The sequence below is a fragment of the Marisediminicola antarctica genome, from assembly GCF_009930795.1.
GTDB lineage: Bacteria > Actinomycetota > Actinomycetes > Actinomycetales > Microbacteriaceae > Marisediminicola > Marisediminicola antarctica.
The window spans coordinates 2,265,603-2,282,171 of record NZ_CP017146.1; the positions used below are offsets into that span (position 1 = coordinate 2,265,603).

At 67.3% G+C, this 16,569-nt stretch carries 15 protein-coding genes; 9 read left to right on the plus strand and 6 right to left on the minus strand.

What is annotated here, in order from left to right; translation table 11 throughout:
• Positions 1-3: 3 nt before the first annotated feature.
• From uvrC to BHD05_RS10690, 9 genes are all read left to right on the plus strand, one after another.
• Positions 4-1,872 (plus strand): excinuclease ABC subunit UvrC, encoded by a 1,869-nt coding sequence (uvrC, locus tag BHD05_RS10650; protein WP_161886406.1) that lies wholly within the window; start codon positions 4-6, stop codon positions 1,870-1,872.
• 73 nt (positions 1,873-1,945) lie between these two features.
• Entirely contained in the window at positions 1,946-2,821 is an 876-nt protein-coding gene (rapZ, locus tag BHD05_RS10655; RefSeq protein WP_161886407.1) for an RNase adapter RapZ, read from the plus strand.
• 64 nt (positions 2,822-2,885) lie between these two features.
• Entirely contained in the window at positions 2,886-3,866 is a 981-nt protein-coding gene (whiA, locus tag BHD05_RS10660; RefSeq protein ID WP_161886408.1) for a DNA-binding protein WhiA, read from the plus strand.
• Positions 3,867-3,948: 82 nt separating this feature from the next.
• Entirely contained in the window at positions 3,949-4,575 is a 627-nt protein-coding gene (locus BHD05_RS10665; RefSeq protein ID WP_161886409.1) for a superoxide dismutase, read from the plus strand.
• A gap of 108 nt (positions 4,576-4,683) precedes the next feature.
• Complete coding sequence (gene gap, locus BHD05_RS10670; RefSeq protein WP_161886410.1) at positions 4,684-5,691, plus strand: type I glyceraldehyde-3-phosphate dehydrogenase; 1,008 nt, start codon at positions 4,684-4,686, stop codon at positions 5,689-5,691.
• 18 nt (positions 5,692-5,709) lie between these two features.
• On the plus strand, positions 5,710-6,927 hold the full coding sequence (locus BHD05_RS10675) for a phosphoglycerate kinase (RefSeq protein ID WP_161886411.1): 1,218 nt from the start codon (positions 5,710-5,712) through the stop codon (positions 6,925-6,927).
• On the plus strand, positions 6,924-7,715 hold the full coding sequence (gene tpiA / locus BHD05_RS10680; protein ID WP_418763802.1) for a triose-phosphate isomerase: 792 nt from the start codon (positions 6,924-6,926) through the stop codon (positions 7,713-7,715). The genes BHD05_RS10675 and tpiA overlap by 4 nt, the downstream gene beginning before the upstream one ends.
• A 51-nt stretch (positions 7,716-7,766) precedes the next feature.
• A complete protein-coding gene (gene secG / locus BHD05_RS10685) occupies positions 7,767-8,015 on the plus strand; it encodes a preprotein translocase subunit SecG (RefSeq protein WP_161886413.1) in 249 nt (82 codons plus the stop codon).
• Between the two features lie 8 nt (positions 8,016-8,023).
• Positions 8,024-8,389, plus strand: coding sequence for an RNA polymerase-binding protein RbpA (locus BHD05_RS10690; RefSeq protein WP_161886414.1), 366 nt, complete (start codon positions 8,024-8,026; stop codon positions 8,387-8,389).
• Position 8,390: 1 nt separating this feature from the next.
• Here BHD05_RS10690 and pgl read toward each other — a convergent pair whose 3' ends face one another.
• Genes pgl through tkt form a run of 6 tightly spaced genes read right to left on the minus strand, consistent with a single transcriptional unit; the run spans position 8,391 to position 16,543 of the window.
• A complete protein-coding gene (pgl, locus tag BHD05_RS10695; RefSeq protein ID WP_161886415.1) occupies positions 8,391-9,161 on the minus strand; it encodes a 6-phosphogluconolactonase in 771 nt (256 codons plus the stop codon).
• The gene (locus tag BHD05_RS10700) at positions 9,158-10,126 is read right to left on the minus strand and encodes a glucose-6-phosphate dehydrogenase assembly protein OpcA (protein WP_161886416.1); all 969 of its coding nucleotides are present in this window, start codon (positions 10,124-10,126) and stop codon (positions 9,158-9,160) included. The genes pgl and BHD05_RS10700 overlap by 4 nt, the downstream gene beginning before the upstream one ends.
• Positions 10,123-11,664 (minus strand): glucose-6-phosphate dehydrogenase, encoded by a 1,542-nt coding sequence (gene zwf, locus BHD05_RS10705; protein ID WP_161886417.1) that lies wholly within the window; start codon positions 11,662-11,664, stop codon positions 10,123-10,125. Before zwf ends, BHD05_RS10700 begins: the two co-directional genes overlap by 4 nt.
• Before the next feature lie 39 nt (positions 11,665-11,703).
• A complete protein-coding gene (locus tag BHD05_RS10710) occupies positions 11,704-13,296 on the minus strand; it encodes a glucose-6-phosphate isomerase (protein ID WP_161886418.1) in 1,593 nt (530 codons plus the stop codon).
• Positions 13,293-14,408 carry a transaldolase gene (tal, locus tag BHD05_RS10715; protein WP_161886419.1) on the minus strand — a complete coding sequence of 372 codons (1,116 nt, stop codon included), beginning with the start codon at positions 14,406-14,408 and terminating at the stop codon, positions 13,293-13,295. The genes BHD05_RS10710 and tal overlap by 4 nt, the downstream gene beginning before the upstream one ends.
• 26 nt (positions 14,409-14,434) lie before the next feature.
• Positions 14,435-16,543: a transketolase gene (tkt, locus tag BHD05_RS10720; protein WP_161886420.1), complete on the minus strand. Its 2,109-nt coding sequence runs from the start codon at positions 16,541-16,543 to the stop codon at positions 14,435-14,437.
• Between the last annotated feature and the right edge of the window lie 26 nt (positions 16,544-16,569).

Sequence of the window (16,569 nt, forward strand, 5' to 3'; positions counted from 1 at the left end):
CCGATGGCCGACACCGTTGCGTACCGGCCGAAAGCCGGTGACATCCCGACCCTGCCGGGCGTGTACCGGTTCAGCGATGCCTCCGGCCGCGTGCTCTACGTCGGCAAGGCGAACAGCTTGCGCGCGCGCCTGAGCAACTACTTCGCGCCGCTGCGCACCCTGCACGAGCGCACCAGGCGCATGGTGCTTGCCGCCGACTCCGTCGACTGGACCGTCGTCGGCTCCGAGTTCGAGGCACTGCAGCTCGAGTACACCTGGATCAAGGAGTTCGACCCGCCATTCAACGTGAAGTTCCGGGACGACAAAACCTACCCGTACCTCGCGATCACCCTCGGCGATCCCGTTCCGCGAGTCTTCATCACCCGCAACCGCAAGATCCCCGGGGCGCGCTACTTCGGCCCGTACACCAAGGTCTGGGCAATCCGCGAGACGGTCGACCAGATGCTCAAGGCGTTCCCGATGCGCAGCTGCACCGACTCGACCTACAAGCGGGCCGAACAGACGGGTCGGCCCTGCCTTCTCGGCGACATCGGCAAATGCGTCGCGCCGTGCGTCGGCCGGGTCAAAAAAGAGGAGCACAAGTCGGTCGCGCTCGACTTCGCGTCGTTCATGGGTGGCAACGACTCCCGCTACCTCGCCGACCTCACCACCCGGATGAAGCGCGCGGCGGCGGAGCAGGACTACGAATCGGCCGCCCGCATCCGAGACCAGCTGGGCGCACTCGAGGCGGCGCTCGCGAAGAGCACAATTGTGCTGCACGACGACATCGACGTCGACATCTTCGGCATCGCGCACGACGAGCTCGCCGCCGCGGTGCAGCAGTTCATGGTGCGCGGGGGCCGGATCCGCGGGGTGCGCGGCTGGGTTGTCGATAAGGAGCTCGACCTCGACCTCGGCGCACTTGTCGACACGGTGCTGCAGAAGGCCTACGAGGACGCCGTGCCGCCGCGGGAGATCCTCATCCCCGAGCTCCCCGACGACTCGGCCGCGCTTGAGCTGCTGCTCACCCGCCTCCGCGGCGACCGCGGCGAGACCGGACGGGTGGCCCTGCGCAGCGCGCAGCGCGGCGACAAGGCCGCGCTCGCCCTGACCGTCGCCACGAACGCCCACAACGCCCTTGTGCTCTACAAGTCCAAACGCAGCGGCGACTTCGTCGCGAGGTCTCAGGCACTCGCCGACATCCAGGAGGCGCTCGGTATGCCGGAGGCCCCCCTGCGGATAGAGTGCTTCGATGTCTCCCACCTGAGCGGCACCAACATCGTCGCCTCGATGGTCGTGTTCGAGGACGGGCTGCCCAAAAAAGACCAGTACCGACGGTTCAGCATCCCCGAGTCGACCGACGACACCCAGTCGATCTACCAAACCCTCTCCCGCCGGCTTGCGAACGTCGACCAGGAGACCACCCGCGCGGGCGACGACGACCAGGCGGTCAAGAAGTTCGCCTACCGTCCGAACCTGCTCATCGTCGACGGCGGCCAGCCGCAGGTCGCGGCCGCAGCGAAGGCGATGGCTGACGCCGGGGTGACCGGGATCCAGCTCTGCGGCATCGCCAAACGACTCGAAGAGATCTGGCTGCCCGACTCCGACTACCCTGTGATCCTGCCGCGCAACAGCGACGCCCTGTTCCTATTCCAAAGGATCCGAGACGAGGCGCACCGCTTCGCGATCAGCTACCAGCGCCAGCGCCGGAGCAAGGACATCTCCTCGGTGCTCGATGGCATCCCGGGGCTCGGGCCCTCCCGGATCCGGGAGCTGCTGCGCCACTTCGGGTCGGTCAAGCAGTTGAGGGCGGCGGATGCGGCAGCGATCACCGAGGTCAACGGCATCGGCCCCGCCCTCGCCGAGGTCATCCACCGCACCCTCCGAGCCTGAGGCGCCCGCGCGCACATCGGTAGGCTTGACCCCGAACTGCACCCCGAATCGAGTAGAAGCGGTAACGAACACGATGACCGACCCTCCCGTCCAGCAGGAAGTACTCATCATCACCGGAATGTCGGGGGCGGGCAGGTCGACGGTCGGCAACGCGCTCGAAGACCTCGGCTGGTACGTCGTCGACAATCTCCCACCGCAGATGCTGCGCCCGCTCGTCGAGCTCGTCGAACGGGCCGGATCGAACCTGCCCAAGATCGCCGCGGTCGTCGACGTGCGCGGCGGCGCGCTGTTTCGCGACCTCGCCGAGATCATCCGCTCCCTGCGCAACGGCACTCAGCTCCGCGTGCTCTTCCTGGAGGCGACGGATGCTGCCCTCGTGCGCCGATTCGAGCAGGTACGGCGCCCGCATCCGCTTCAGGAAGACGGCACTATCCTCGACGGGATCACCGCGGAGCGCGAGAAGATGCTCGACCTTCGCGAAGCCAGCGACCTCATCATCGACACCTCCGACCTCAACATCCACCAGCTCTCGACCAAGATCGTCGAGGCCTTCACCGGGGGCGACACACCCGGGCTGCAGGTGACGCTTCTGAGTTTCGGGTTTAAGTACGGACTCCCGACCGACGCCGACCTCGTCGCCGACATGCGCTTCCTGCCCAATCCGTTCTGGATCCCGGAGCTGCGTTCGTTCACCGGCCTCGACCGCCAGGTGAGCGACTACGTGCTCGCGCAAGAAGGCGCGAGCCAGTTCGTGACAGACTATGCCGCGGCCATTACTCCGGTGCTCGCCGGCTATCAGCGCGAGAACAAGAGACACGCTACGATCGCCATTGGATGCACCGGGGGGAAGCACCGGTCGGTTGCCGTCGCGGAAGAATTCGCCACGCGACTTCGAGACCTTCCCGGTGTGGCCGTGAGCGTCAAGCACCGCGACCTCGGTCGCGAGTGAATCTCACCCGGATATCCGGGTCGCCGGCGTACGGCCGACACGAACAGCAAAGGATTTTCCCACCGTGGCACTAACCGCCGACGTCAAAGACGAACTGGCCCGCATCGAGGTCGCCAAGACGACCATTCGCGCCGCCGAACTCGCCACCATCCTGCGCTTCTCCGGCGGGCTGCACCTGATCTCGGGCCGGATCGCGGTCGAATCGGAGCTCGACACCGCCCAGCTCGCCAAGCGGGTGCGCAAGGACCTTGCCGAGCTGTACGGCGTGCGCAGCGAGATCTCCGTGATGTCCGCCTCAGGCCTGCGCCGCACGAGCCACTACCTCGTGCGTGTGCTCGACGGCGGGGAGACCCTCGCGCGGCAGACGGGGCTCCTCGACGCGCGGCGCCGCCCCATCAGAGGCCTCCCCAACCGGCTCACGACCGGAAGCCGCGAGGAGATCGCCGCCGTGTGGCGCGGCGCGTTCCTCGCCCACGGCTCGCTCACCGACCCGGGACGCTCCGCGGCGCTCGAGATCACCTGCCCCGGCAACGAATCCGCCCTCGCCCTCGTTGGCGCCGCCGGCCGACTCAAGGTGCAGGCGAAGGCCCGCGAAGTGCGCGGCGTGCACCGCGTCGTCATCCGCGACGCCGATGCGATCAGCGCCATGCTCGTCCACATGGGCGCGCACGCCACCGTGCTGCACTGGGAGGAGCTGCGGCAGCGCCGGGAGGTGCGCGCGACCGCCAACCGGCTGGTCAACTTCGACGACGCAAACCTGCGCCGCTCCGCGCAGGCCGCTGTCGCCGCCTGCGCCCGGGTCGAACGGGCCCTGGAGATTCTCGACGGCAACGTGCCGGACCACCTGAAGTACGCGGGGGAGCTGCGCCTGAACTTCCGCGACTCCAGCCTTGACGAGCTCGGACACCACGCGGACCCACCGATGACGAAGGATGCCGTCGCGGGACGCATCCGCCGGCTCCTCGCGATGGCCGACAAGCGCGCCGTCGACCTCGGAATTCCGGGCACCGACGCAAACCTGCCGCCCGACTACGACGACGAGTGACGCGCACGATAACTAGACTGGATTGGTCACCCGGGTCACGCGGTTCCCGCACCGGGAAAAATTGAAGCTAGGAGACAAACGAATGGCTGATTACACACTTCCCGAACTGCCGTACGACTACGCCGCACTCGAGCCGAGCATCAGTGGCACGATCATGGAGCTCCACCACGGCAAGCACCACCAGGCCTATGTGACCGGGGCGAACGCCGCGCTGGCCCAGCTGGCCGAGGCGCGCGACAGCGGCAATCTCGCCAACGTGAACAAGCTCGAGAAGGACCTCGCGTTCAACCTTGGCGGGCACGTCAACCACTCCGTGTTCTGGACCAACCTCTCACCCGATGGCGGCGACAAGCCCACCGGCGAGCTCGCGTCGGCACTCGACGACAACTTCGGCTCCTTCGACAAGTTCACGGCGCACTTCACGGCCGCCGCACTCGGCGTGCAGGGGTCCGGCTGGGCCGCGCTCGTCTGGGATTCCATCGGCGAGCGTCTCATCATCCAGCAGTTCTTCGACCAGCAGAGCAATTTCGCGGCCGGCACGGTCCCCGTGCTCCTGCTCGACGTCTGGGAGCACGCGTACTACCTCGATTACCGCAACGTGCGCGCGGACTACGTGAAGGCATTCTGGAACATCGCGAACTGGGCGAACGTGCAGAAGCGCTTCGAAACGGCCCGCGAGAAGACGAACGGCCTGCTGCTACTGTCGTAGCGGTGAAGTGCCCGGGTCCTCCCGTGCACCACACCGTCGCCGCGTCTACTCACTCTTCTTCTCCCCATCACCACGCGCGCTCGTCGCGCCAGAACATCAGGAGCCCCCTTGACTGTCAAGATCGGTATCAACGGCTTCGGCCGCATCGGCCGCAACTACTTCCGCGCCGCCCTCGCCAAGGGCAGCGACGTCGAAATCGTCGCGGTCAACGACCTCACCGACAACAAGTCGCTCGCGCACCTGCTCAAGTACGACTCCATCAGCGGACGCCTGGACGCGACGGTCGAGCTCGAGGGCGACAAGATCATCGTCAACGGCAAGCCCATCCTCGTGTTCGCCGAGCGCGACCCCGCGAACCTTCCGTGGGGCGAGCTCGGAGTCGACATTGTCATCGAGTCGACCGGATTCTTCACTAAGGCCGCCGACGCCCGCAAGCACATCACCGCAGGCGCCAAGAAGGTTCTCGTCTCCGCGCCCGCGACCGGCGACAACGTCGCCACGATCGTGCTCGGCGTCAACGAGGACATCTACGACTCGGCCGTGCACGACATCATCTCCAACGCGTCCTGCACGACGAACTGCCTCGCGCCGCTCGCCAAGGTGCTGCTCGACAACTTCGGTATCGAACGCGGTCTCATGACCACGGTGCACGCCTACACCGCCGACCAGAACCTGCAGGACGGCCCGCACAGCGACCTGCGCCGCGCCCGTGCCGCCGCCCTCAACATCATCCCGACGTCGACCGGTGCCGCCAAGGCCCTCGGCCTCGTCATCCCCGCTCTCGTGGGCAAGCTCGACGGCTACGCGCTGCGCGTTCCCGTGCCCACCGGCTCGATCACCGACCTCACTGTCGAGGTCTCCGGGACCGTCACGGTCGAGGAGATCAATGCGGCCTACAAGGCCGCCGCAGAGGGCCCGCTCAAGGGAATCCTGAAGTACACCGAGGAGCCGATCGTCTCGAGCGACATCGTCGGCGACCCGCACTCCTCGATCTTCGACGCCGGACTCACCAAGGTGCTCGGCAACCAGGTCAAGGTAGCCTCGTGGTACGACAACGAGTGGGGCTACTCGAACCGTCTCGTCGACCTGACCGAGTACGTCGCGGCCAAGCTCTAGCAACGCGAGGGCAGAGGAATGACGCTCCGCACGATCGATTCCCTCGGACCGCTGGCAGGCAGGAAGGTCATCGTCCGCTGCGATCTGAACGTTCCGTTGAAGGACGGACGGATCACGGACGACGGACGGATCCGTGCTTCCCTGCCTACCCTGGGTGCGCTCGTGGGCGCCGGGGCGCGAGTCATTGTGATCTCGCACCTCGGCCGGCCCGACGGCACTCCCGACCCGAAGTACAGCCTCGCCCCGGTCGCCCAGCGACTGGGCGAGCTGCTCGGGCAGAGCGTCGCCTTCGCGGAGGACACCGTCGGAAGCTCAGCTGCCGAAGTGGCCGCCGGGCTCGCCGACGGCCAGGTCGCGCTGCTCGAGAACCTGAGGTTCGACGCGCGCGAGACTTCGAAGTCCGACGCCGACCGCCGCGAGTTCGCGGCTCAGCTCGCCGCACTCGGCGACGCGTTCGTGTCCGACGGTTTCGGCGTCGTGCACCGCAAGCAGGCGAGCGTCTACGAGCTCGCCGAGCTGCTTCCCAGCTCGGCAGGCGCGCTCATCGCGACCGAACTCGCGGTGCTTTACAAGCTCACCGCCACGCCGACCCGGCCCTACACGGTCGTTCTCGGCGGCTCAAAGGTCTCCGACAAGCTCGGAGTCATCGCGCACCTCCTTCCCCGCGTCGACTCGCTGCTCATTGGCGGCGGCATGCTCTTCACCTTCCTCGCGGCCCTCGGCCACAAGGTCGGAGAGAGCCTGCTCGAGGAGGACCAGCTCGACGTCGTGCGCGGCTACCTCGACGAGGCCGAGCGCCTCGGCGTCGAGATCGTGCTGCCCACCGACATCGTCGTGGCCTCGAGATTCGGACCGGATGCCGAGCACATCGTCGCGCCGGCGGACGGCATCGAGAACACGCCCTTCGGCGCATCCGGACTCGGACTCGACATCGGTCCCGACACTGCTGCGCGATTCGCCGAGGTCATCCGTGCCTCGAAGACGGTCTTCTGGAATGGCCCGATGGGCGTGTTCGAGCTCGCGCCGTTCGCGGCGGGCACGAAAACCGTCGCCGAGGCCCTCACAGAGATCGACGGACTCTCCGTCGTAGGCGGGGGCGACTCGGCTGCGGCGGTGCGCGTGCTCGGCTTCACGGACGAACAATTTGGACACATTTCAACGGGTGGTGGCGCGAGCCTCGAGTTCCTCGAGGGCAAGCGTCTCCCAGGACTGGAGATTCTCGGATGGCAAGCATGACCACGAACGGGCGCGTCCCGCTGATCGCGGGCAACTGGAAGCTCAACCTCGACCACCTGCAGTCGATCGCTTTCGTGCAAAAGCTCGCCTGGAGCCTGAAAGACGCGAGGCTCGACTTCAACGACGTCGAGGTCGCGGTGTTCCCGCCCTACACCGACCTCCGCTCGGTGCAGACTCTCATCTCGGCCGACAAGCTCTCCCTCAAATTCGGCGCGCAGGACCTGTCCGAGCACGATTCCGGCGCCTACACTGGCGAGATCTCTGGGCAATTCCTCCGGGCCCTCGACTGCAGCTACGTCATCATCGGGCACTCCGAGCGACGCACCCTGCACAACGAGACCGACGCCGTCGTCGCGGCGAAGACCGCCGCGGCCCTGCGCCACGGACTCGTTCCCGTCATCTGCGTCGGCGAGACCGCCGAGGACCTCGAGACCCACGGCCCGAGCGCGGTGCCCGTGTCTCAGCTGAAGGTCGCTCTCGCGACGGTGCCGCAGGGCGCCGACATCGTCGTCGCCTACGAGCCCGTCTGGGCCATCGGATCAGGCCAGGCCGCGACGCCCGAGCAGGCCGAGCAGGTGTGCGCCGCGTTGCGTGCCGTCGTCGCCGAGAAAATCGGACAGGATGCCGCCGACAAGACCCGCGTCCTCTACGGCGGCTCTGTCAAGTCGGGCAACATCGCGGGATTCATGCGCCAGCCCAATGTCGATGGAGCCCTCGTCGGCGGCGCTAGCCTCGACATCACTGAGTTCTCTAATATTGCTCGCTTTCAGAAGCATGTCGGCGTCTGACCAGCGGTTATACTGAACAACGGCTCATCGCCGCATTGAAAGGCTTTTTTCGTGGAAATTCTCCAGGTCATCCTGCAGGTCCTGCTCGGCATTACGAGCCTCCTGTTGACCTTGCTCATCCTCCTGCACCGCGGACGTGGTGGCGGGCTGTCCGATATGTTCGGCGGTGGAGTGACCTCGAATCTCGGCGCATCCGGCGTCGCGGAGCGTAACCTGAATCGAATAACGGTGTTCCTGGGGCTTCTCTGGATCACCTGCATCATCGTTCTCGGTTTGATCACCAAGTTCAGCGGAAGTTAGGACACACCATGGCATCAGGTGGAAGTGCAATTCGCGGCTCGCGCGTCGGCTCCGGCCCGATGGGCGAGCAGGATCGCGGGTACCAGACGGAGCGGATCGCCGTCTCCTACTGGGACGCGCTCGGCAACCAGACCGTCCGCTACTTCGCGGCGAGCCTTCCGGATGCCGAAATCCCCGAGTTGATCGACTCTCCCCAGTCCGGCCTGCCCGCCGGCCGCGACAAGGAGGCCCCGCCGAGCCTTGTCAAGCTCGAGCCCTACAAGACCCACCTCGCGTACGTCAAGGAACGACGCACCGAGGAAGAGGCGGCCGAGCTCCTCAATGAGGCACTCGAGCAGCTCCGCGCCCGCCGCGGACGCGTCGCCTCCAACTAGGCTAATACTCCCGGCTGATCAGCTCCGCTGGCACCTCGGCGGCAGCGGCGCTGTCGACGAAGAACACGGTTCGGCGACGTCCTCTCACGCCCGCGGCGGGAACCTCGAACGGTGCCGCACCTGCGAGGGCGAGCCCGAGCGCCGATGCCTTGTCCACGCCCGAGAGCGCGAGCCAGATCCGGTCTGAACCGTTGATCGCCGCGAAGGTCAGGCTCAGCCGCTCCGGCGGGGGCTTGGGCGCGTTGCGCACCGCGATGACTGAGCGGTCGGTGACCCTGGCCCCGACCGACTCCGGGAAGATCGACGCAATATGCCCGTCCGGCCCGATGCCGAGGAAGGTGATGTCGAACACCGGCACATTCGCGCCGTCCGAGGCCGAGGCCTTCAGCGTGGCGGCGTGGGCGTCAGCCGCAGTCTCGAGATCCGCGGTTTCGCCGGGAGCCGGGAACGGGTGGATGTGCGCGGGCGCGAGCGCCACGTGGTCCAGCAGCGCCTCGCGCGCATGCCGCTCGTTGCGGTCGGCATGGTCGTGCGCCACCCAGCGCTCGTCACCCCACCAGATGTGCACGCGCGCCCAGTCGACCTGATCGCGGGCATCCGACTCGTTGATCGCCGTGAGGATGCCGGTGCCAGCGCCTCCGCCGGTCAGCACGATGTGCACCTCTGGCTTCTCCTCGAGCAGGTCGATCATCTTTGTGATGAACCGTGCGGCGACGGCACCCACGAGAGCGGGCAGGTCGTGGTGGACGAGCACCCGGCGTTCACTGGTCATGTGGATCGCGCCTCCGAGTTGGCCCGCCCGTCGACGGATTCGAGCAACCCTCTCGTTATTACTTCGCCGTACAGGTCGTCCGGGCCGAGGCGACGAAGCTCCTCCGCGAGGCACTCGCGCATGCTGCGACGGGGCAGTGAGATGTCGTGCACCGGCTGATTCGGCTGCACGAGGGTGACGATGTTCACATGCGAGCGGGACAGGTCGATCGTTCCGGAGGAGCGATCGAGCTTGACACCGTGGATGCCGCTGGATCCGGGAATGGACGGCGTGACCTCGTGCAGCACCGGGAGCTCGAGCTGCAGCTCCAGCCAGGCGGCGATGAGCGTCGTCGACGGCGAGTCCGCCGCACCGTGCACCTCCGCCGCGATGATCGGCTCGTACGGCGGTTGGTCGAGCACCGCAGCCAGCTGCGCGCGCCACAGGGTGAGTCTCGTCCAGGCAAAGTCGGTGTCTCCGGGCGAGTAGGTGCGGGCGAGGTGCTCGAGGAAGCCGCGCGGGTCGCTCTGCGCCGCGGCATCCGTGATCCGACGTTGGGCGATGCGCCCCAGCGCTGAGGTGGAGGCGACCTCGGGCGCTTCACCCGGCCACCACGCGACGACGGGGGCGTCGGGCAGCAGAAGCCCCGTGACGAGGCCTTCCTCGTCCTGGGCCATGTCGCCATAGGCCTTGAGCACAATGACCTCGCTCGCGCCGGCATCGCCGCCGACCCGGATCTGCGCGTCGAGGCGCGTCGCATCCTTCGCCGGGGAGTCGGCTGCCGCGGTGGAAATCACGATGACGCGCATCGGATGCTCCCGCGACGCGTCGTTCGCGGCCTCGATCGCCTCCTCCTCGTGGCCGAGGGAGGTGGAGATGACGAGGGTCAGTACGCGCCCGAGGGCGACGGCGCCGCCTTCCTCGCGGATCTTCACGAGCGTCTTCGAGACGCGGCTCGTGGTGGTGTCGGGCAGGTCGACGATCATGGGCGTCTCCAGGTTCGGCCGTCTCTCGTGAGGAGGTCATCGGCGGATGTGGGGCCCCAGGTTCCGGGCCGGTACTGCTCTGGCTTGCCCTGCGTCGCCCAGAATTGCTCGATCGGGTCGAGGATCTTCCAACTCAGCTCCACTTCTTGGTGGCGCGGGAACAGGGGCGGGTCGCCGAGCAGCACGTCGAGGATGAGACGCTCGTAAGCTTCGGGGCTCGCCTCCGTGAAGGCGTGGCCGTAGCCGAAGTCCATCGTGACGTCGCGCACCTGCATGACCGCTCCCGGGACCTTCGAGCCGAATCGGATCGTGACGCCCTCGTCGGGCTGCACACGGATCACGAGGGCGTTCTGGCCGAGCGCCGAGGTCTGGCTCTCCGCGAACAGCTGCTGCGGCGCGCGCTTGAACACGACGGCGATTTCGGTCACCCTCCTGCCCAGCCGCTTGCCAGCCCTCAGGTAGAACGGCACACCGGCCCAGCGCCTCGTCCCGATGTCGAGCCGCATCGCCGCGAAGGTCTCGGTCGTCGACTCGGGGTTCATACCCTCCTCGTCGAGGAAGCCAAGCACCTTCTCTCCGCCCTGCCAGCCGCCGGAGTACTGGCCGCGCGCGGTGCCCGTGGCCAGATCCTTGGGCAGTCGCACGGCCGACAGCACCTTCTCCTTCTCCGCGCGCAGGTCGGCAGCGTCGAACGAGATCGGCTCCTCCATGGCGGTGAGGGCGAGCAGCTGCAGCAGGTGGTTCTGGATGACGTCGCGGGCGGCACCGATGCCGTCGTAGTAGCCAGCTCGTCCGCCGACCCCGATATCCTCGGCCATGGTGATCTGCACGTGGTCGACGTGGTTCGCATTCCAGATCGGTTCGTAGAGCTGGTTCGCGAAGCGCAGAGCGAGGATGTTCTGCACCGTCTCCTTACCCAGGTAGTGATCGATGCGGAACACCGAGTCGGGTGGGAAGACCGACTCGACGACCTCGTTGAGCTCGCGCGCGGTCTTCAGGTCGCTGCCAAACGGCTTCTCGATGACGACGCGCCGCCACTGGCCGTCTTTCTGCTCCGCGAGACCGGAACGGCGGAGCTGCTCGGTGACCTCGGGGAACGACTTCGGCGGGATCGACAGGTAGAAAGCGTGGTTGCCCATCGTTCCCCGATGCACGTCGAGCTCTTCGACGGTGTCCTTGAGCCTGGCGAAGGCCGCGTCATCGTCGAACTCGCCCTGCACGAAGCGGATGCCCTGCGCGAGCTGCTTCCACACGTCGTCGTCAAACGGTGTGCGGGCATACTGCTTGACCGCATCGTGGACGACCTTCTCGAAGTCCTGTGTTTCCCAGTCGCGCCGCGCGAACCCGACGAGGGCGAAGCCCGGCGGCAGCAGGCCGCGGTTGGCGAGGTCGTAGACCGCGGGCATGAGCTTCTTGCGTGACAGGTCTCCCGTCACACCGAAGATGATGAGCCCACTCGGCCCGGCGATGCGGCTGAGTCGGCGATCGGTGGCCAATCGCAGCGGATTGAACTCCGGGGTGATCTCCACCGGGGGCATGCGGCTCCTTGTTTTCTGGTCTTCTGTCGTGTGTTCGCGTCAGCGCAGGGCGCTCAGGAGCGCCTCGACGGTGTTCGCGGGGTCGTGCAGCGTGAGCGTCAGCACCGGCCGACCGTGCTCGGCGAGCACGGTCGCATCACCCGCCGCCTGCGCCTGGATGAGCTGACCGAAGCTGAACGGGCGGCCGGGGATCTCGAGGTCGAGCAGCTCCACCGTGGTGATCTGCAAGAACACTCCGACGCCGGGTCCACCCTTGTGGAGCTGGCCCGTCGAGTGCAGGAAGCGCGGCCCCCAGCCGAAGGTGACGGGCCTGCCGGCGCGCTCGGCGAGGATCGAGCGGAGCTGCGCGAGCTCGCGGAACGCGATCCTGTTGGCGTAGGCCTGGATCGACAGGTACCCGTCGGGCCCGAGCTGCTCGAGGAGCCCGTCGACGGCCGCGCGCACGGAGTCGACGCCGTCGACACCGGTGCCGCGCACCTCGATCTCGCCGTCGACGAACGCCGCGGCCGAGGGCTGCGGGCGGGCGTCGAGCAGCCCGCGCGTGGCGATCTTCGCCGACTCGACGTCCGGCTGGTCGAACGGGTTGATGCCGAGCAGCCGCCCGGCGACCGCGGTGGCGTACTCCCAGACGAGGATCTGCGCCCCGAGGGTGCCGCTGATCTCGATCTCGCCCTCGATGACCTCCTCGGTCGCGCGCCTGTCGTGCACAAGGCGCACGATCTGCAGGTCGGGCAGCCCGGCGGAGATCTCGGGGGAGTCGACGTGGAGAACGACGGGAAGGATGCCCCTGCCGTGCTTGCCTGTCGACTCGGCGATGAGCTGTTCCGCCCAATCGCCGAACCCGACGATGTACGTGCCGTCCGCGACGATGCCGAGCTTGTCCTTGAGCGGCCTCGTGCCTGCGATTGCCGCACCCAGCACGAGCCCCGGGTTGCTCGGGGTGTCGAGGGCGAGCTGCAGGCTGACTGATTCTGCGTCGTCGAGCAGGTGTTGGATGTCGACTCCGGCGAGCCCGCACGGCACCAGTCCGAACGCGGTCAGGGCCGAGAATCGGCCGCCGACGTTGGGGTCGGCGTTGAACACGCGGTAGCCGTCGGCCCGCGCCGATGAGTCCAGCGGCGAGCCGGGGTCTGTCACGATGACGATCCGGTCGACGGGGTCGATCCCGTGCTCGCGGAACGCCTGCTCGTACACGCGCTTCTGGCTGTCGGTCTCGACCGTCGAGCCCGACTTCGATGAGATCACCAGGGCGGTCGTCGCGAGGCGGTCGTGGAGCGCGGAGAGCACCTGCCCCGGGTCTGTCGTGTCGAGTACGGTCAGCTCGACGCCGGCGGTGCGCGCGATGACCTCGGGGGCGAGCGAGGATCCGCCCATTCCTCCAAGCACGATGTGGTTGACGCCGCGGGAGCGCAGCAGGTCGCGCAGCGCGATGATGTCCGGCACCAGCGCCTCGGAGGCCGCGACGGCCTCGACCCAGCCGAGGCGCCTGGACGCCTCGTCCTCGGCGTCGGCGCCCCAGAGGCTCGAATCCTGCGTCGTGATCCCGGATGCGACCCCGTCGCTCACGAGCTGCGGCACCATCCGGGCGACCGCGTCGGCGGCCGCCCCGGTGACGGCGATGTCAAAGGTCACTTGGCTGCCTCGAGGGCTGCGGTCACAGTGTCGAGGAGTTCGTTCCAGGAGACCTGGAACTTCTCGACGCCCTCGCGCTCGAGCAGCTGCGTGACGTCATCGTAGGAGATCCCCAGCGAGTCGAGTGCGTCGAGCACACCGTTCGCGGAGTCGTAGTTGCCGGTGACGGCGTCGCCGGCGATCACTGCGTGGTCGAAGGTCGCGTCGAGGGTCTTCTCCGGCATGGTGTTGACGGTGTCGGCGACGGCGAGCTCGGTGACGTAGAGGGTATCGGGCAGGTTCGGGTCCTTGACGCCTGTCGACGCCCAGAGCGGACGCTGTTTGTTCGCCCCGGCCGCAAGCAGGCCAGCCGCGCGCTCGCTCGTGAAGGACTGCTCGAACACCTGGTAGGCCAGGCGCGCATTCGCGACCCCCGCCTTGCTCTTGAGCGCGGTGGCCTCGCCGGTGCCGATGCTCTCGAGCCGCTTGTCGATCTCGGTGTCGACGCGCGACACGAAGAAGGACGCGACCGAGTGGATGCTGGAGAGGTCGTGGCCAGCGGACTTCGCCGTCTCGAGACCGGTGAGGTAGGCGTTGATCACGTCGCGGTAGCGCTCGAGGCTGAAAATCAGGGTCACGTTGACGCTGATCCCCTGGCCGATCGTGTTTGCGATGGCCTCGAGTCCCTCGACTGTGGCGGGGATCTTGATCATCACGTTCGGCCGGTTGACCTTGGCCCAGAGCCGCTGTGCCTCCTCGGACGTGCGAGCGGCGTCGTGGGCGAGATCGGGCTCGACCTCGATCGACACGCGGCCGTCGAATCCGGCGGTGCTGTCGTACACGGGGCGGAAGATGTCGCAGGCGTCGGCGACGTCGGCCGTGGTGATCTCGAACACCGCGTCGGTCACGCTCGTTCCGCTCGCTGCGAGCTCGGCGATCTGGGCGTCGTACGCCTCGCCCTTGGCGAGTGCGCTGGCGAAGATCGTCGGGTTCGTGGTGATGCCGACGACGTTCTTCTCTGCGATGAGGTTCTGCAGGCCTCCCGAGTTGATTCGCTCGCGCGAGAGGTCGTCGAGCCAGATGCTCACGCCGGTGGCCGACAGGGTTGCGGTGGGGGAAAGGGTTTCGGTCATGACGATCTTCTTTCGGTTGTTGGTTGTCAGTTGCCGGTCGCCCGTACGGCGGACAACGAATCCTTGGCGGCCGCGATCACACTCTCGGTCGTCATGCCGAACTCGCGGTACAGGGTCTCGTAGTCAGCGGAAGCGCCGAAATGCTCGATGGAGACGCTGCGTCCGGCGTCGCCGATGTACTCACGCCAGCCGAGGGCGATTCCGGCCTCGACCGATACCCGAGCCTTCACCGCGGCGGGGAGCACCTGCTCTCGGTACTCGGCGCTCTGCTCGGCGAACCATTCCAGGCTGGGGGCGGACACGACTCGCGCGCCGATCCCCTCGCCTGCCAGCGCCGCCCGGGCCTCGAGGGCGAACTGAACCTCGGATCCTGTCGCGATGATGATCACGTCGGGGGTACCGCCGGCGGCCTCCGCGAGCACATAGGCGCCGTTCACTGCGTACTGCGCCGAGGCGAGGGTGTCGCCGTTCGCGACGTCGTCGCCGCGGTCGAAGACGGGCAGGTTCTGGCGGGAGAGCACGATTCCGGCCGGACCGCGGCGCCGACCGAGGATCGCGTGCCAGGCGTGCGCGGTCTCATTCGCATCCGCGGGCCTGACGACGTCCAGGCCCGGAATGGCGCGCAGTGTCGCGAGCTGCTCGACCGGCTGGTGGGTCGGACCGTCGGCGCCGAGGGCCACCGAGTCGTGCGTCCACACGAAGATCGACGGTGCCTGCATGAGCGCGGCGAGACGCACGGCCGGACGCATGTAGTCGCTGAAGATCAGGAATGTGCCGCCGAACGGGCGCGTGTTGCCGTGCAGCACGATTCCGTTCAGGATCCCGGCCATCGCGTGCTCGCGGATACCGAAGTGGAGCACCCGTCCGTACTTGTTGCCCGTCCACTCCCCGGTGGAGTGCTCGGCGGGAACGAACGACGCCGCACCCTCGATGGACGTGTTGTTCGATTCGGCGAGGTCGGCGGAGCCACCCCACAGTTCTGGGATGACCGGGCCGAGGGCGTTCAGGACCTTGCCTGACGCGGCACGCGTGGACACGTCCTTGCCTGCCGGGAACACCGGCAGCGCCTCAGCGACCCCGTCGGGCAGGTTGCCGGCGAGCATACGGTCGAGGAGGTCCTTGCGCTCCGGCTGGGCCGCGGCCCACGCGTCGAACTGGATGGTCCACTCGGCGTGCGCTGCCTGGCCGCGCTCGACGGCCTTGCGGGTGTGGGTCAGCACGTCGTCGTCGACGGCGAACGACTGCTCCGGGTCGAAACCGAGAATGGTCTTCACCGCGGCGAGCTCGTCGGCGCCGAGCGCGGACCCGTGGATCTTTCCGGTGTTCTGCTTCTTCGGCGACGGCCAGCCGATGATCGTGCGCAGGATGATGAGTGACGGCTTGCCGCCCTCGGCCTTGGCTGCGTCGATGGCATCGTTCAACTCAACGAGGTCCTCGATGTAGTCGCCGGTCTTCTTCCAATCCACGACCTGGACGTGCCAGTTGTAGGCCTCGTAGCGCGCCTTCACATCTTCGGTGAAGGCGATGTCGGTGTCGTCCTCGATCGAGATCTGGTTGCTGTCGTAGATCGCAATGAGGTTGCCGAGCTGCTGGTGGCCCGCGAGCGACGAAGCCTCGCTCGTGATGCCCTCCTGCAGGTCGCCGTCGCTGGCGATCGCATAGATGTGGTGGTCGAAAGGGCTCTCGCCCGCCGCGGCATCCGGGTCGAAGAGGCCACGCTCAAATCGCGACGCGTAGGCGAATCCCACCGCCGAGGCGAGGCCCTGTCCGAGCGGGCCCGTAGTGATCTCGACCCCGTCGGTGTGGCCGTACTCGGGGTGGCCGGGTGTCTTCGAGCCCCAGGTGCGCAACGCCTTGAGGTCGTCGAGCTCGAGGCCGTAGCCGCCGAGGTAGAACTGCACGTACTGGGTCAGCGAGCTGTGGCCGGCCGAGAGGACGAAGCGGTCACGACCGATCCAGGTGTTGTCGCTCGGATCGCGCCGCATGACCTTCTGGAAGAGCAGGTAGGCGGCGGGAGCGAGGCTCATCGCCGTACCCGGATGTCCATTTCCGGCTTTCTCAACCGCGTCCGCGGCGAGGATGCGAGCGGTGTCGACTGCTCTGCTGTCGAGGGAATCCCACTGAAAATTCTGCACTTGGTTGTCGACCCTTCGTTCGCTGT

Coding starts and splice junctions, on each gene's coding strand:
- tpiA (WP_418763802.1), top strand. CDS start 6,924: ATGACCACGAACGGGCGCGTCCCGCTGATCGCGGGCAACTGGAAGCTC.
- BHD05_RS10700 (WP_161886416.1), bottom strand. CDS start 10,126: ATGATCGTCGACCTGCCCGACACCACCACGAGCCGCGTCTCGAAGACG.
- pgl (WP_161886415.1), bottom strand. CDS start 9,161: ATGACCAGTGAACGCCGGGTGCTCGTCCACCACGACCTGCCCGCTCTC.
- BHD05_RS10675 (WP_161886411.1), top strand. CDS start 5,710: ATGACGCTCCGCACGATCGATTCCCTCGGACCGCTGGCAGGCAGGAAG.
- BHD05_RS10690 (WP_161886414.1), top strand. CDS start 8,024: ATGGCATCAGGTGGAAGTGCAATTCGCGGCTCGCGCGTCGGCTCCGGC.
- BHD05_RS10665 (WP_161886409.1), top strand. CDS start 3,949: ATGGCTGATTACACACTTCCCGAACTGCCGTACGACTACGCCGCACTC.
- tal (WP_161886419.1), bottom strand. CDS start 14,408: ATGACCGAAACCCTTTCCCCCACCGCAACCCTGTCGGCCACCGGCGTG.
- zwf (WP_161886417.1), bottom strand. CDS start 11,664: ATGCCCCCGGTGGAGATCACCCCGGAGTTCAATCCGCTGCGATTGGCC.
- rapZ (WP_161886407.1), top strand. CDS start 1,946: ATGACCGACCCTCCCGTCCAGCAGGAAGTACTCATCATCACCGGAATG.
- uvrC (WP_161886406.1), top strand. CDS start 4: ATGGCCGACACCGTTGCGTACCGGCCGAAAGCCGGTGACATCCCGACC.